Here is a 15,659-nt window from a genome sequence, read left to right as displayed (position 1 = left end):
CGACGCTAACGCCTGTGTATGACTACGACCTGTTGGTGCTGGGCTCCGGGCCCAGCGGTCAGAAGGCCGCGATCGCCGCCGCCAAACTCGGCAGGCGGGTGGCCATCGTGGACCGCCGCGACATGATCGGTGGGGTGTGCATCAACACCGGCACCGTGCCCTCCAAGACGCTGCGCGAGGCAGTGCTCTACCTGACCGGCCTGAGTCAGCGCGACCTGTACGGCAGCAGCTACCGGGTCAAGGAGGACATCACCGTCAGCGACCTGGCGGCCCGGACCCAGCACGTCATCACCCGGCAGACCGACGTCATCCGCAACCAACTGTCCCGCAACCGCGTCACGATGATCACCGGCACCGGGCGTTTCGCCGACGCGCACGCGATCTGGGTCGACGACGGCTCCGGCCGCGAGTCCAAGGTGACCTTCGACAAGAGCGTCATCGCCGCGGGCACCCGCCCGGCCCGCCCGGACAGCGTCGACTTCGACGACCGGACGATCGTGGACTCCGACGGCGTCATCAACCTGCAAGCCGTACCCCGCAGCATGGTCGTGGTCGGTGCCGGCGTGATCGGCATGGAGTACGCCTCGATGTTCGCCGCGCTCGGCACCAAGGTGACGGTGGTGGAACGCCGCGACCGGATGCTGGACTTCTGCGACGACGAGATCGTCGAGTCACTCAAGTACCACCTGCGCGACCTGTCCGTGGCGTTCCGCTTCGGCGAGGAGGTCGCCGCCGTGGAGAAGCACCAGACCGCGGCGCTGTGCATTCTCAAGAGCGGCAAGAAGATCGTCGCCGACACGGTGATGTACTCGGCCGGCCGGCAGGGTCAGACCGACGATCTGGCGCTGGAGGCGGCCGGGCTGGAGGCGGACCGACGCGGCCGGATCGCCGTCGACGCCAACTACCGCACCGCGGTGGAGAACATCTACGCCGTCGGTGACGTGATCGGCTTTCCCGCGCTCGCGTCCACCTCGATGGAGCAGGGCCGACTGGCGGCGCAGCACGCCTGCGGCGAGCCGATCCGGGAGATGCTCGGCCTGCAACCGATCGGCATCTACACGATTCCGGAGATCAGCTTCGTCGGGCAGACCGAGGCGCAGCTCACCGAGAGCTCGACACCGTTCGAGGTGGGCATCGCCCGGTACCGCGAGTTGGCCCGGGGTCAGATCGTGGGTGACTCGTACGGCATGTTGAAGCTGCTCGTCTCCCCCGACGACGGCCGGCTGCTCGGGGTGCACGTGTTCGGTACCGCCGCCACCGAGATCGTCCACATCGGTCAGGCGGTGATGGGCTGCGGCGGCACGATCAACTACCTGGTCGACACGGTGTTCAACTACCCGACGCTGGCCGAGGCGTACAAGGTCGCCGCCCTGGACGCGTCAAACAAGATCCGCAACATCACCCGCATCGACGGCTAGCCACCGTCGCCGACCTCGACCAGCTCTGCCAGCCGGGTGCGGTAGTCGCCGCTCAAACCCCCTCCGGGTGATCAAGAGGTTTCCGTCAACCGATCTGGCGTGTCCTGACGCAAACCTCTTGATCACCGAGGGCAGGAGCGGGTGGGGCCGGTGCGGGGCCCTGCCCCCCGCACCGGCCGGTGGGTGCGTCAGCCCGCGGAGCAGGTGGGGCTCAGGCTGCCGGCGGTGCCGTTGGCCTGGAACCCGAACTCGGTGGACTGCCCGGCGCCGACCTGACCGTTGTAGGCGACGTTGGTCCAGTTCGTCGTGCCGCTGTTACCACTGCGGTTGGCGCTCCACGCTCCGGTGACGGTGACGCCGGACGGCAGTCCGATCGACACCGTCCAGCCGTTGAGCGCCGACGAGCCCGCGGTCACCCGTACGTTCGCCACGAAGCCACCGTTCCACTGGTTCACCGACACCGTGGCGGTGCAGCCACCCGTGCCCGGCGGCGGCGTGGTGGGCGGGTCGGTCGGCGGGTCGGTGGGCGGGTCGGTCGGCGGGTCCGTGGGCGTGGTGCCGTTGTTCAGCGCGGCGAGAACCGCGTCGTACGCGGGCTTCTTCGAGCCGTTGCTGTTGAACAGCAGCGGGGTCTGCGAAGACCGCCACGAGTCACTGTCGCGGATGCCCCACACCGTGATGCCGTTGCAGCGGGCAACGGCCAGGCAGTCCTCGACGACGCTGCGGTACGTGTTCGCCGAAGCGCCCTGGATGTCCAGCTCGGTGATCTGCACGTCCACACCGAGCGCCGCGAAGCTGGACAGGGTGGTGCGGTAGTTGCTCACGTACGGTGAGTCGTTGTTGAAGTGCGACTGGAACCCGACGCAGTCGATCGGCACGCCACGGGCCTTGAAGTCGCGCACCATGTTGTAGACGCCCTGCGTCTTGGCGTGCGTCCAGTTGTCGGTGTTGTAGTCGTTGTAGCAGAGCTTCGCGCCCGGGTCCGCGGCACGCGCGGCCCGGAACGCCGCCTCGATCCAGTCGTTGCCGGTGCGCTGGAGGTTGGAGTCGCGACGGCCTCCGGAGCTGCCGTCCGCGAACGCCTCGTTCACCACGTCCCACGCCACGACCCTGCCACGGAAGTAGGTGGCCACCTGCGTGACGTGGTTGAGCATCGCCTGCCGCAGCGCGCTGCCGCTCATGCGCTCCATCCAGGCGGGCTGCTGCGAGTGCCACGCCAGGGTGTGACCCCGCACGCTCATCCCGCGGCTGCGGGCGTGGTTGACGATCTGGTCCGCCGCCCCGTAGCTGAACTGGTTCTGCTGCGGCTCGGTGGCGTTCATCTTCATTTCGTTCTCGGCGGTCACCGAGTTGAACTCACGGTTCAAGATCGTGGTGTACGCGCTGTCGGAGAGCTTGAAGCCGGCCACCGCCGTGCCGAAGTAGCGGCCCTTCTCGGCGGCGGACGCGCCGAGTGTCGTCCCGGCGGAGGCGGGTGCCGTCGCGAACAGCGCCATGCCGGCGGCGAGGGCACCCGCGCTGGCCAGCGCGACTGCGGCTCTGGATGCCGCCTTCCATCTCGAACTTCTCATCTGTGACTCCTTCTGAGGGTGGTGGGGTGGGAAGGGAAATCAGGACACTGAACAGGCGGCACCGTTGAGCGCGAACGAGGTGGGCTTGCCCGTGCCGCCCTCGTGCGTGGCCTGGAAGCCGATCTCGACCGACGCGTTCGGTGCGATGGTGTTGTTGTAGGAGACGTTGCGGGCGGTCACCGCGCCGCTCGTCGGGGCGTACTGGGCGTTCCAGCCGCTGGTGATGCGCTGCCCGCTGGGCAGCGTGAAGGTCAACTCCCAGCCGTTGACGGCGGTGGCACCGGTGTTGGTGATGGCGACGCTCGCGGTGAAACCGCTGTTCCAGGCGTTGACCGTGTAACCGACCCGGCAGGCACCCTCGCTCGGCGGCGGAGTGGTCGGCGGCGGGTCGGTCGGCGGCGGAGTGGTCGGCGGCGGATCGGTCGGCGGCGGAGTGGTCGGGGGCGGAGTGGTCGGGGGCGCGGTGCCGTCGAGCCCGAAAAAGCGGATCACCTGCGCCGCGTCGACCGGCACGTTGTGCGTCACACCCTGCATGCTGATCGCCTCGACCGGCGCCATCGGGCCGCTGCTGCCGTAGCGGGTGCGGGTGTAGCCGGACCGCGGGGAGTCGGTGAACGTCGGGGTCTGGCTCAGCCCGTGCACGTTCGTCCACTGCTTGACCTGCTCACCGAAGTTCGGATAGCGCAGCGTCTCGTCGTTGGTGCCGTGCCAGATCTGCATCCGGGGTCGCGGGCCGGTGTAGCCGGGGTACGCCTGCCGGACCAGGTCACCCCACTGCTGCGCGGTCCGGATGAGTTGCCCGTTGGCGCACTGGCTGTTCCACTCCGAGGTGCCGCCGGTGGCGAAGCAGGCGAACGGCACCCCGGCGAACGAGGCACCCGCCGCGAACACGTCCGGGTAGACGCCCAGCATGACGTTGGTCATCATCGCCCCGGACGAGGTGCCGGTGGCGAAGATCCGGGCGGGGTCGGCGGAGTAGCGCTGCCGCACGTAGTCCACCATCGACATGAGCCCGACCGGGTCGCTGCCGCCGCCACGGCGCAACGCCTGCGGTGAGTAGACGTCCCAGCACTTGCTGCTGCGGGTCGCCGACGGGTAGATCACGATGAACCCGTACCGGTCCGCGAGGGAGGCGTACTGGGTGCCCGAGTGGAACGCGGGGCCCGTCCCGGTGCAGTAGTGCATGGCCAGGAGGATCGCCGGTCGGGTCGCCACCCGGTCCGGGACGTACAGGTGCATCTGCAGGTTGGTGGGGTTGGTGCCGAAGTTGGTCACCTGGGTGAGCGTCGCCGCCGACGCGGGAGCGGCGAACGTCAACGCGGCGGCGGCCAGTGTCACGGCCGCCATGACGACGCCAAGCATTCTCGTCTTCAGTGTCATCGTCGCGATCCTCTGCGGAAAAAGGCGCGTGGAAGGGGACTTAAGTCGAGGACTGCCCTTCGCCCGACCTTGACCGCGGCTCGCGTGACCATGTCAGCTTCGATCGAGCACACTCGATTGTCAAGACTTCCGGAAACCTTTCGCCGCAACGGTTCTGGCGGTCACCTGCGCGACAATGGGCATCGACGGGCGTCTTCGGCGGCGATGGGTGGCGGTGAATTATCGGCACGTTTTTCGGAACCCGCCGGGCCGCAGCGGAGCACACGGCACGACGGCGGCCCGACCGGATGACCGGGCCGCCCACACCGTCGCTCAGTGGATGTCCCGCCCTCGCTCGTCCGGCACCCCGGACTTGCGGTAGAAGTACGTGTTGATCTGGTCGCGCCACTCGGTGGCGCAGCGCACCTGCTCGTCGAGGCGTTCGGCGACCCGCTCGTACACGCTCGGGTCGATCATCCCGGTCAACGTCTGCCACCTGCGTCGCATCGCCGTCACCTCCTCGACCCCGGCGAAGTGGGTGTCGTAGATGTGCTGGATGACCGTCGAGCCGCTGTGCAGCACATGCCCGTACGGCACGTGGTGGAAGAAGAGCAGCAACTCGTCGGGACAGGTCTCGGGGGACTCGTACACCTGCGCCCAGTACGGCGGGTACTGGCCGGCGAAGCCGGTGCCCGACGCGCGGCTGCGGTCCACGCCGACGCCGTCGCGGTCGGCGAAGTGGTAGGTGCCCCACCGGGTGTACTCGTACCCGTCGACGCCGGGACCGTAGTGGTCGCCGGGGTTGACCATGAAACCGACACCCAGCGGGGCGGTGTAGCGCTCGTACGTGCGCCACGAGTCGTCCATGATCTCGTGCAGGACCCGCCGCACCAGCTCCGCGTCGGCGGTCGCCGACGGCGGGAAGGTCAACGTGATCCACTCGTCGAGGATCGCCGTCGGGTCCCGCCGGGGGTCCCAGGCCAGTCGACCGAACCCGTACAGGTTGGCCTGCGCCAACGGATGCCCGGTCCAGAAGAGGTCGTCGCCGACGTTGGCCACGGCGACCATCCCGCCGCCCGCCCCCGACTCCCCGGCGACCACGTCGGCGATCGTCCGCCCGCCCGGCCCCCAGGGAGCGAAGCCGAGCACCTCACTCCACCACGGGCCGAGGTGACAGACGTGCCGCTGTTGGCCCGTGTACTCCTGAGTGACCTGCAACTCCACCGCCAGCCGGGTCGCCGGCATCGCGGCGAGCACCGGTGAGACCGGCTCACGCGGCTGGAAGTCCACCGGGCCGAACTTCACCTGGACGACCACGTTGGTACGGAACCGCCCGTCGAGCCGGGCGAAGTGGTCGTACGCGGCCCGAGCCCGGTCGGTGGACCGGTCCCGCCAGTCCTGGTGGTGGTTGTAGACGAACGCCCGCCAGTGCACCACTCCCCCGTGCGGGGCGAGGGCCTCGGCCAGCAGGTTCGCCCCGTCGGCGTGGTCACGGCCGTACGTGAACGGGCCGGGTTGCCCCTCCGAGTCGGCCTTCACCAGGTAGCCGCCGAAGTCCGGGATCCGGTCGTACACCCGCCTGGTGGTGCCGGCCCACCAGACCCGCACGTTCTCGTCCAGGGGGTCGGCGGTCGGCAGGCCACCGAGGAGCACCGGCGCGGCGAAGCTGACCGACAGGTGCACCCGGATGCCGTACGGGCGCAGCGCGTCCGCGATCTCGGCCACGTCTCCGAGCCGTTCGGTGAGCAGCAGCGCCTCGGTACGGGCCACATTGACGTTGTTCACCGAGATCGCGTTGATTCCGCAGGAGGCCAGCAGCCTCCCGTACTCCCGCACCCGGGCCAGATCGCCGCGCGGACGGCCGTCCTGCCAGAAGATCGAGCCGCCCGCGTACCCCCGTTCGACCTGGCCCATCACCGGGTGCACTGCCACGTTGTCCCAGTGGTTGAGCATTCGTCGGCGCAGTGCCGGCCGGTGCCGCTCCGGTGGCCGGGCCGGGTCGAAGGCCGCCGCGCAGAGCCGGACCACGTGGAAGAGCCCGTAGAGCAGGCCGGCGGGCGCGTCGGCCAGCACCGCCGTCACGTCGCCGGCCCGCGCCAACACGAAACCCTCGTCGCCGAGCGTCCCGCCGTCGCCCAGCTCGGCCAGCGCCGCCTCGCCGGCGGCGCGCGCCGCTTCCACCGCCGGATTGGGCAGCTCGGCGGCGTCGCGCAGGGCGAGCACCAGGTCGACATCCACGTCCCAGGACGGGGAGTGCCACACCCGTCCGCCGTACCGGGCGCAGGCGCGCGAGATCTCGTTGAGCACGGTGTCGACGAGCAGCCCCTCGCCGTGCAGAAGGATGCGACGCGCGCCGAGCGACCGGAACGCCTCCGGCGGCAGCCAGGCCGGATGGACGCGCGGTTCGTCACCGTCCATCGGCTCCTCGACGAACATGAGCTGCTCCAACTCCACCGACTCTTCGGCGTTCACCGGTCCTCCTCCAGCACGACAACCCCGTACGCCGGCAGCCGCAGGGCACCACCGGCCGCCGTACGCTCGCCGGTGAGCAGGTCGACGCCGCCGGTCCGGGCGGTCACCTCGACCGGCTCCGCGCGGTGGTTGAGCAGAAACAGCAGCCGCGACCCGTCTGGCGCGATCCGCACGGCGGATTCCAGGTCCGGCACGTCCGGGTAGGGCCCGAGCAGGTCGTGCCGGGCGAGCACCTGCCGCACCACCCAGGACACCCCGACCTGGTCCAGCCCGGCGGCCACGTACCACCCGTCGCCGGCGCCGAAGGAGTTGCGGGTCACCGCGGGGGTGCCCGCGTAGAAGTCGGCCTGGTACGTGCCGACGACCTGTGCGCCCTGCGGGATCACCAGCTCGAACAGCAGGCTCGCCTCGACGTCGACCTGATCAGCGCCGTCGCCGAGGCGGACCGGGTTGACCACCTCCGGGCCGCGGGCGTCCCACTCGTCGACCCGGACGCCCATGAGCTGCCCGAGCGGTCCCGGCACGTCCATCAGGAACGCCTGGTCGTTCTCGTCCACCCGGCCGGACAGGTAGGTGGTCAGCACCGACCCGCCGCGCGTCGCCACCGCCTCCAGCCGCTGCGGCAGGTCACCCTTGAGCAGGTGCAGGGCCGGGGCCACGACCACGTCGTAGCCGGACAGGTCGGCGGTCACCGCGACGACGTCCAGGTCCACACCGGCATCCCAGAGGGCCCGGTGGTACGCGAGCACGACCTGCTGGTAGCGGACCAGCCGGGACGGGCCGTCGGACAGCTCCAACGCCCACCAGCTGTCCCAGTCGAACAGCACCGCCACCCGGGCCGGGGTCCGCGCGCCCAGTGACGCCGGGCCGAGCCGTTCCAGTTCGGCGCCCAGCTCCGCGACCTCCCGGAACACCCGGGTGTCGGAGCGACCGGCGTGCCCGATGACCGCACCGTGGTACTTCTCGCTGGCCCCACGGGAGGCACGCAACTGGAAGAAGAGGACCGCGTCGGCGCCGTGCGCCACGGCCTGCCAGCTCCACAACCGCATCAGACCGGGGCGCTTCAACGGGTTGACGTCGCGGCACGCGGTGAAGCTCGGGGTCTGTTCCATCAACCAGAACGGCTGGCCGTCCTTGAGCCCGCGCATCACATCGTGGGTCAGCGCCATCCGGGCCGCCGACGCGTCGTCGGGCGGGTAGTTGTCCCAGGAGACGAAGTCCAGATGGGGGGCCCAGCGGTGGTAGTCGATCGGGCGGTACATGCCCATGAAGTTCGTGGTCACCGGCAGTGCCGGGCTGGACTCCCGGATGGCCGCCTTCTCGTCGCGGAAGTTCGTCAGCATCGCGTCGGAGGTGAACCGCAGGTAGTCCAGGGTGATGCCCGGGAAGGCGGTGTGCTCCGGGCCGCGCCAGTGCTCGGTCAGTGCTGACGGCGGCTCGATCTCGTCCCAGTCGGTGAAGGTGTGCGACCAGAAGGTGGTGTACCAGGCCTCGTTCAGCGCGTCGAGGGTGCCGTAGCGCTGGCGCAGCCAGTTGCGGAAGCCGGCGGCGCACAGGGCGCAGTAGCAGGCGCCGCCGTACTCGTTGCCGATGTGCCAGGCGAGCACCGCCGGGGTGTCGGCGTAGCGACGGGCGACCCGGCGGGCCAGCTCCGTCGAGAGCCGGCGGAAGATCGGCGAGCTGGGGCAGGAGTTGTGTCGCTGGCCGAAGCGGTGCTTGCGGCCCTCGAAGTCGGTCCGGGTCACCTCGGGGTACGCCTTCGCCAACCACGGTGGGTGGGCTGCCGTGCCGGTGGCCAGGCAGATCCCGCGTCCTTCGGCGCTGGCCCGCTCGACGATCCTGTCCAGCAGCGCGAAGTCGTAGGTGCCCTCGGCGGGTTGGGTGAGCGCCCAGTCGAACACCCCGAGGGTCACCAGGTCGATCCGTGCCGTGTCGAAGAGACGGTAGTCCTGCTTCCACACGTCCTCGGGCCACTGTTCCGGGTTGTAGTCGCCTCCGAAGGGCACCTTGGCGCTGAGGGGCAGGCTCATCTGGTGAACTCCTTCCGGATCAGGTGGATCATCGGGTCGCCGACGCGCAGGTACGCCAGCACCGCGATCGACGCCAGCAGCATCAACACCGCTTCGGAGAAGGCCGCGGTGATCCCGGCCGCAGCGGCGAGCAGCAGGGCGTTGCCGACGGGAACACCGGGGGTACGCACGAGGAAGTGCACGGCCAGCCGGAGCACGTCGCGGGTGCGGAAGTCGAACAGCGAGGTGATCACCAGAGCGTTGGCCGCGCAGAGCGTCACGCCCACTCCGATCAGCACCAGCGGCACCGCCCACCAGCTCGACAGGCCGGCCGCGTCGCGGTAGGCGAGGTTCACGGCGAGCACGGTCAGCCACAGCAGCGTCGGCACCCACACGCGCAGCGCGCCGAGGACGTTGGCCCGGTAGCCGCGCCAGAACAGGGTCGCCGGGCGCAGGTCGGTCAGGTCGGCTCGCTGGTGACGCAGGGTGTACAGGGCGGCGGAGATCGCCGGGCCGACCGGTACCAGCAGGAGCGCGACCAGCGGCAGGTTGCTCGGATCGCGGCCCAGCACCAGCAGCGGAAGCAGGGCGGGCACCGTGGTGAGCAGCAGGAGCAGCTCGACCACGAGCAGGATGTAGACGCGCGAGGTGATCCGCGACAGTGGCCCGTCGCCGAACTGTCGCCGGGTCTGAGTCGCGCCACTCAACGCCCGCTCCCTCCGGTCGACTCAGCTGATCCGTGGTCGCCCCGGGGTCCGGCCGGGCCGCGCCAGGCGGCCCGACCGGACTCCCGCCGATCAGCCGTTGTTCTTCTGGAACCGCTCGTACGCCTTGTTGACCAGGTCGATGTACTGGTCGGAGTTCTTGGCCTTCAGCTCGGCCACGTACGCGTCCCACTCGCTGAGCGGACGCTGACCCAGGGCGAACTTCAGCGTGTTCTGGGTGACGAAGTCCTTCAGCGGCGTCTCCCAGAGCGACACCTGCTCGCGCTCCTCGTCGCTCAACGGGGCCGGCGGAGGCACCACCCTCGGGGTCCGGGCGTCCATCACCTTCTGGAACTCCAGCTCCTCCGGGGAGAAGAAGCCGCGGACCAGGTCGGGGCTGCCGCCGTAGGCGAAGACGCCGTTCTGGAAGCCGAAGTCCTTCTGCAGGTGCTTGGGGGCCTTCGGGTTGAGCCCGAGGAAGTCGACTCCGGGGTCGAGCGTGCGCTTGCCGGACGCGTCCTTGGTGAACGTCGTGCCCTCGATGCCCCAGCGGGCAAACTCCAGGCCCGCATCCGAATACCACAGCCAGTCGATGAACTGCATCATGGCCACGAAGTTCTTGCTCTCCCGGGCCTTCGTGGAGATCATGATGCCGTTCTCCAGGCGGGGGAACGGGTTGATCTCGCCGGCCGGGCCGACCGGCAGCGGGATCTTGGCCATCTTGGCGTTCGGCAGGGTCTTGGCCAGGTCGGGGCGGTGGTTGTTGACCAGGGTCTGCGCGTTGCCGGTGACCACGAAGGACTTGCCGTTGGCGAGCTTCTGGCGGGCCTGGTCGTCGGTCTGGGTGAAGCTCTCCGGGTCGAGCAGGCCCTCGGCGACGAGCTTGTGCAGGTAGGTGACCATCTGCTTGTACTGCTCGGACGCGCCGGTGTAGCTGAACTTCTTCGCCGCCGGGTCCCAGGTCGCGTGCTGGTAGTCCCAGCCCGCCTGGGTGCCGTGGGCCGAGCCGAGGATGTTCAGCAGCGCGCCGGTCGGGTTGGGCTTGCTGAAGAGGTCGGAGTACGGGTAGACGTTCGGGTACTTCGCCTTCATCGCCTTGAGCACGGCGTACAGGTCGTCCCAGGTCTTCGGGACCGCCAGGTTGAGCTCCTGCATGATGTCGGTGCGCACCAGCACCGTGTAGTCCTGCGTGGGCTTCTCGTGCAGGCCGGGAAGCAGGTAGAACTTACCGTCGGACTGCCGCAGGTTGTCGATCTCCGGCTTGAGGTTCCACTTGGTGATCTTGTCCTTGAGGTTGGGCATCAGGTCCAGGTAGTCGCTCACCGGGAGGATCGCCCCGGAGGACACGAAGGCGTTCTCCTGCGGGTGGTACGTCTTCGGGATGATCAGCGGGGCGTCGCCGGCGCCGATCAGCAGGCTGCGCTTCTGCTCGTAGTCGCTCAGCGGCACGGCCACCGGTTCGATCTTGACGTTGGTCCGCTTGGTGAGCTCCGACCAGAACACCCAGTCTTCCTTGAGCGGGTAGAACGTGTGGTTGTTGTAGAGGGTGAAGAACGAGAGCGCCTCGGTGGCCTTGAACTGGTCACCGATGCCGTAGTTGGCCATCGCGCCGACCCGGTTCTCGGAGAGGTCGGTCGACTCACCGGGGTCCTCGGAACAGGCGGTGGCAAGGGAGAGCGCAAGCAGACCCGCGGTGGCCAGTGCCACGCGGCGCCACGTCTTGTGGAGCATGGCTCGTCCTTTCGGTGGTGGGGTTTCGGTGGGGAAGCGGTGCGACGCCGGCGTCATCCCTTGACCGCGCCGAGCAACACGCCGCGGACGAAGTACCGCTGGACGAAGGGGTAGACCGCCAGGATCGGCAGTGTGGTGAGCACGATCGTCACGGCCTGGAGTGTGGCCGCGGCCTGGACCTTGTCGGCGTCGGCCGCGGCCGACTCGGCGCTCGTGGCGCCCGCGATGAGGTTGCGGAGGTACACGGTGACCGGCAGTAGATCCTGCCGGTCGATGTAGAGGAACGCGGTGAACCACGAGTTCCAGAAGGAAACCGCGTAGAAGAGCACCATCGTCGCGATGATCGCCTTCGACAGCGGCAGCACGATCCGCAGCAGGATGCCGTACGTGTTCAGCCCGTCGACGGCCGCGGCCTCCTCCAAGTCGCTCGGCAGACTCTCGAAGAACGCCTTCATCACCAGCAGGTTGAACACGCTGATGGCGTTGGGGATCACCACGGCCCAGATGGTGTTCTTCATCCCCAGGCTGGTGACCAGCACGTAGTTGGGAATCAGGCCCCCGGAGAAGAACATGGTGAACAGCGCGACCCCGACGAGAAAGGTGCGCCCCTTGAGCTGCGGCTTGGACAGAACGTACGCGTAACAGGTGGTCAGCACGATGGAGATGAGCGTGGCCACCACCGTGTACACCACTGTGTTGCGGTAGTTCGTCCAGAACAGATCGTCCGACATCACCAGCTTGTACGCGGTCAGGTCGAACCCGCGCGGAAAGAAGGTCACCTCGCCGGCGAGGATGTACGCCTCTTCGCTGAGCGAGCGGGCGACGATGTTGAGGAACGGGTACAACGTCACGACCACGACGCCCAGCAGAACGACGATGTTGACCACGCGGAAGATCCGGTAGCCGCGGCTGTCGTCCGGCCCGCGCGTCGTCGGTCCGTCGATCTTCGTACCGAGGGTCACCACAGGCTCGTCCCCACCGTGCGACGGGAGATGATGTTCGCCGACAGGACGAGGATCAGCCCGATAACGGCCTCGAAGAGGCCGATGGCGGCCGCGTAGCTGAAGTTGCTCGACTGGAAGCCCATCCGGAACAGATAGGTGGAGATCACGTCCGCGGTCGGATACGTCAACGGGTTGTAGAGCAGCAGGATCTTCTCGAACCCCACCGCCAGGAAGCTGCCGATGTTGAGGATCAGCAGGGTCACCATCGTCGGACGGATGCCGGGCAACGTGACGTGCCAGGTCTGTCGCAACCGGCCGGCGCCGTCGATCCGGGCGGCCTCGTACAGGTCCTCGTCGATGGTGGTGAGGGCGGCGAGGTAGAGGATCGTGCCCCACCCGACGGTCTGCCAGACCTCGGACGAGACGTAGATGGTGCGGAACCACTCCGGTTTCTGCAGGAAGGCCACCGGGTCGCCACCGAAGAGGTTGACGATCTGGTTGGCGGTGCCCTCGATCGAGGTCAACTGCATGACCATAGCCGCCACGATCACGATCGACAGGAAGTGCGGCAGGTAGGACACGGACTGGACGAACCGCTTGAAGCGGCGGGCCCGGACCTCGTTGAGCAGCAGCGCCAGCACGATCGGCAGCGGGAAACAGAACAGCAGGGTCAACGCCCCGAGCACGAGGGTGTTGGTGAACACCTCCCAGAAGGTCGGGTCGGTGAGGAACATCCGGAAGTAGCGCAGCCCGACCCAGTACTCGCCGAAGATGCTGCCGCCCGGCTTGAACCGACGGAACGCGATGATGTTGCCGATCATCGGCAGATACCGGAAGACCAGGAAGAACAGCAGCGGCAGAATGGCGAGCGAGTAGAGCTGCCAGTCGCGGCGCAGTGCCTGCCGCCAACTGCGCCGGCGTCGCGGCGAGCGCGGGGCGGGGCTCTGCGCCCGCTGCGGAGGACTCGGCGGCGCCGGCGGCGGTGGCCGCAGGGTGGATGTCATCCGTGACCTCCTATGCCGACTGCGCAACGGCCACGAGGGGCTCGACCCGCACCGAGGTGAGCAGTTCCCGCTCGAAACCGACCTGGCGTTCGGTGCCGACCAGTCGCAGCGGCAGGGCCGCCGCCACCTCGCCGCTGGATCGGCCGAACCGCAGCTCGACGTCGCCGGGCTCGACGATGCGTCTGCCGGTCAGCCCGGTGAAGGACGCCACGTCGGCAGGTACGCCGAACGTCACGTGGGCCACCTCGCCGGGCGCCATCGGCAGCCGGGTGTAGCCGATCAGCCGGACCACCGGACGGGTGGTCTGCGCGACCGGGTCGTGCAGGTAGAGCTGCACGACCTCGGTGCCGGCCCGCTCACCGGTGTTGGCGACGGTGATCCGCACCCGTACCTCGCCGTCGACCGGCCAGGCGGTCGGATCCTCACCCGGTTCGACCACTGTGGCGTCGGACCACTCGAAGGTGGTGTAACTCAGCCCGTGGCCGAACGGGTACGCCGGGGTCGGGTCGATCGAGGAGACCTTGGTGCGCCGGCCGAGCGGTGGCGCGAGGTAGGTGCTCGGCAGCCCGCCGGCGTCGCGGGGCACGCTGACCGGCAACCGTCCGGACGGGTTGACCGCGCCGGTGAGCACCTCGGCGAGGGCCTGCCCACCGAGCTGGCCGAGGAAGAACGCCTGCACCACGGCCGCCGCGTCGTCGAACTCCGGGCCGAGCGCGTACGGGCGGCCGGTCATCAGGACCAGGACGACCGGGGTGCCGGTGGCGAGGACGGCGCGGACGAGGTCGCTCTGCACGCCGGGTAGTCGCAGGTCGACGGCGTCGCAGCCCTCACCGGAGGTGCCCCGGCCGAACATTCCCGCCCGGTCGCCGACGGCCAGCACGCACACGTCGGCGGCGGCGGCAGCGGCGACCGCGGCCGGGATGCCCGAGGTGTCGTCGCCGGTGACGGTGCACCCCGGCTCGTGGGTGAGCATCGGGACTCGCCGGGCCAACTCGTCGCGCAGTGTGGGGATGGCCAGGCCGAGCCCGAAGTCGCTGTGGTTGACGCCCACGTGGTTGGGGAACGAGTAGCAGCCCAGCATGCCCATCGGGTCGTCGGCGACCGGGCCGACCAGGGCGACCCGGCTGGCCGCGGCGAGCGGGAGGACGCCGGTGTTGCGCACCAGGACGACGGATTCCCTCGCCAGGCGAAGGGCGATGTCCTGGCTGGCCTCGTCGTCGAAGCGCAGGGACGCCACGTCGTCGGGCAGCTCCTGCCAGCCCTCGTCGAGCAGGCCGAGCTCGATCTTCTGGATCAGCACCCGACGCAGCGCGGAGTCGATCAGCGCCTCGTCGACCTCGCCGCGGCGAGCCGCCTGCACCAACGGTTCGCCGAAGGCGTCCACGGTGGGCAGCTCGACGTCGATCCCGGCCCGCAGGGCGAGCCGGGCCGCCTCGGCGGCATCCCCGGCGACTCCGTGCAGGGTCTGCAGGAACCGTACGGCGAAGTAGTCGGCCACCACGGTGCCGGTGAAGCCCCACTCGTCCCGCAACAACCCGGTCAACAGCCCACGGTCGGCCGCGACGGGCAGGCCGTCGATCTCGGCGTAGGAGTTCATCACCGAACGGGCGCCGCCGAGACGCAGCGCCATCTCGAACGGCGGCAGGATGACGTCGGCCAGCTCGCGGCGGCCCATCGGCACCGGCGCGAGATTGCGTCCGCCTCGGGAGGCGGAGTAGCCGGCGAAGTGTTTCAGCGTGGCCACCACACCGGCCCGCTCCAGGCCCCGCACGTAGGCGGCACCTGTCGTCCCGACCAGGTAGGGGTCCTCGCCGATCGTCTCCTCGGTACGGCCCCAGCGGTAGTCCCGGGTGACGTCCAGCACCGGGGCGAGGCCCTGGTGCACACCGGCGGCGCGCATCGACCGCCCGATGCGGTCGGCCATCGCCTCGACCAGTTCGGGGTCGAAGGACGCGCCCCAGCTCAACGGAGTCGGGTAGACGGTGGCCCGCCACGCCGCGAACCCGGTGAGGCACTCCTCGTGCACCTGCGCCGGAATGCCGAACCGACTGGCGGCCACGATCTGCGCCTGCGAGGCGGCCAGCGACCGGGCGCCGGACACCGGGTCGACCGGGGCGGTGCCGAACGGGCGGGTCAGCTGGCCCAACCCGTACCGAATGACGGTGCTCCACGGCGGCAGCTCGCTGATCATGTCCGACTGGTGCGGTGCGACGCCCTCACCGCTGGCGTCGGCGCCGACCCAGACCCCGACGAGCTGGGCGATCTTCTCTTCGATGGACATCATCGGCAGGAGCGCCTCGGCCCGCTCGGTCGGCGACAGCCGCTGATCACGCCACGGCGCGGCGCCGCCGTCGGAGAGCGACTGACTTCTCATGCCCTGACCCCTTAGCTCCGGCCACATCCCCGTGCCCTGGTGGAACCAGTTCCGTGGCGGACGTTTCTCACGA

10 protein-coding genes are annotated in these 15,659 nt (G+C 69.3%); 1 reads left to right on the top strand and 9 read right to left on the bottom strand.

Features of this window, described 5'->3' with window-relative positions; translation table 11 throughout:
- The first annotated feature begins 14 nt into the window (after positions 1-14).
- Positions 15-1,418: a Si-specific NAD(P)(+) transhydrogenase gene (gene sthA / locus AB0877_RS03790; RefSeq protein ID WP_366606377.1), complete on the top strand. Its 1,404-nt coding sequence runs from the start codon at positions 15-17 to the stop codon at positions 1,416-1,418.
- A 188-nt stretch (positions 1,419-1,606) separates the two neighbouring features.
- Here the strand turns inward: sthA and AB0877_RS03785 are convergent, their stop codons facing one another.
- The 9 genes from AB0877_RS03785 to AB0877_RS03745 all read right to left on the bottom strand — a co-directional run bounded on the left by AB0877_RS03785 (position 1,607) and on the right by AB0877_RS03745 (position 15,586).
- Positions 1,607-2,989, bottom strand: a complete 1,383-nt coding sequence (locus tag AB0877_RS03785) for an endo-1,4-beta-xylanase (protein WP_366606375.1) — start codon at positions 2,987-2,989, stop codon at positions 1,607-1,609.
- A gap of 39 nt (positions 2,990-3,028) precedes the next feature.
- Complete coding sequence (locus AB0877_RS03780) at positions 3,029-4,369, bottom strand: PHB depolymerase family esterase (protein ID WP_366606373.1); 1,341 nt, start codon at positions 4,367-4,369, stop codon at positions 3,029-3,031.
- A 312-nt stretch (positions 4,370-4,681) separates the two neighbouring features.
- Positions 4,682-6,820: an alpha-glucuronidase gene (locus AB0877_RS03775; protein ID WP_366606372.1), complete on the bottom strand. Its 2,139-nt coding sequence runs from the start codon at positions 6,818-6,820 to the stop codon at positions 4,682-4,684.
- A complete protein-coding gene (locus tag AB0877_RS03770) occupies positions 6,817-8,850 on the bottom strand; it encodes a beta-galactosidase (RefSeq protein ID WP_366606370.1) in 2,034 nt (677 codons plus the stop codon). Before AB0877_RS03770 ends, AB0877_RS03775 begins: the two co-directional genes overlap by 4 nt.
- Positions 8,847-9,536 (bottom strand): DUF624 domain-containing protein, encoded by a 690-nt coding sequence (locus AB0877_RS03765; protein WP_366606368.1) that lies wholly within the window; start codon positions 9,534-9,536, stop codon positions 8,847-8,849. The genes AB0877_RS03770 and AB0877_RS03765 overlap by 4 nt, the downstream gene beginning before the upstream one ends.
- A gap of 90 nt (positions 9,537-9,626) precedes the next feature.
- Positions 9,627-11,264, bottom strand: coding sequence for an extracellular solute-binding protein (locus tag AB0877_RS03760; protein ID WP_366606367.1), 1,638 nt, complete (start codon positions 11,262-11,264; stop codon positions 9,627-9,629).
- A 53-nt stretch (positions 11,265-11,317) separates the two neighbouring features.
- Complete coding sequence (locus AB0877_RS03755; protein ID WP_366606365.1) at positions 11,318-12,226, bottom strand: carbohydrate ABC transporter permease; 909 nt, start codon at positions 12,224-12,226, stop codon at positions 11,318-11,320.
- On the bottom strand, positions 12,223-13,212 hold the full coding sequence (locus AB0877_RS03750) for an ABC transporter permease subunit (protein WP_366606364.1): 990 nt from the start codon (positions 13,210-13,212) through the stop codon (positions 12,223-12,225). The genes AB0877_RS03755 and AB0877_RS03750 overlap by 4 nt, the downstream gene beginning before the upstream one ends.
- A 10-nt stretch (positions 13,213-13,222) precedes the next feature.
- Positions 13,223-15,586, bottom strand: a complete 2,364-nt coding sequence (locus AB0877_RS03745; RefSeq protein ID WP_366606362.1) for a glycoside hydrolase family 3 N-terminal domain-containing protein — start codon at positions 15,584-15,586, stop codon at positions 13,223-13,225.
- Between the last annotated feature and the right edge of the window lie 73 nt (positions 15,587-15,659).

This window comes from Micromonospora sp. NPDC047644 (assembly GCF_040704315.1).
Lineage (GTDB): Bacteria > Actinomycetota > Actinomycetes > Mycobacteriales > Micromonosporaceae > Micromonospora.
The sequence above is the reverse complement of the archived record's forward strand: the minus strand, read 5'-3'. Positions and strand labels throughout refer to the sequence as shown.

Bases quoted from the DNA above. Each gene is read 5' to 3' on its own strand.
- AB0877_RS03750 (WP_366606364.1), bottom strand. From the start codon at position 13,212: ATGACATCCACCCTGCGGCCACCGCCGCCGGCGCCGCCGAGTCCTCCG.
- AB0877_RS03785 (WP_366606375.1), bottom strand. From the start codon at position 2,989: ATGAGAAGTTCGAGATGGAAGGCGGCATCCAGAGCCGCAGTCGCGCTG.
- AB0877_RS03780 (WP_366606373.1), bottom strand. From the start codon at position 4,369: ATGACACTGAAGACGAGAATGCTTGGCGTCGTCATGGCGGCCGTGACA.
- AB0877_RS03760 (WP_366606367.1), bottom strand. From the start codon at position 11,264: ATGCTCCACAAGACGTGGCGCCGCGTGGCACTGGCCACCGCGGGTCTG.
- AB0877_RS03745 (WP_366606362.1), bottom strand. From the start codon at position 15,586: ATGAGAAGTCAGTCGCTCTCCGACGGCGGCGCCGCGCCGTGGCGTGAT.
- AB0877_RS03770 (WP_366606370.1), bottom strand. From the start codon at position 8,850: ATGAGCCTGCCCCTCAGCGCCAAGGTGCCCTTCGGAGGCGACTACAAC.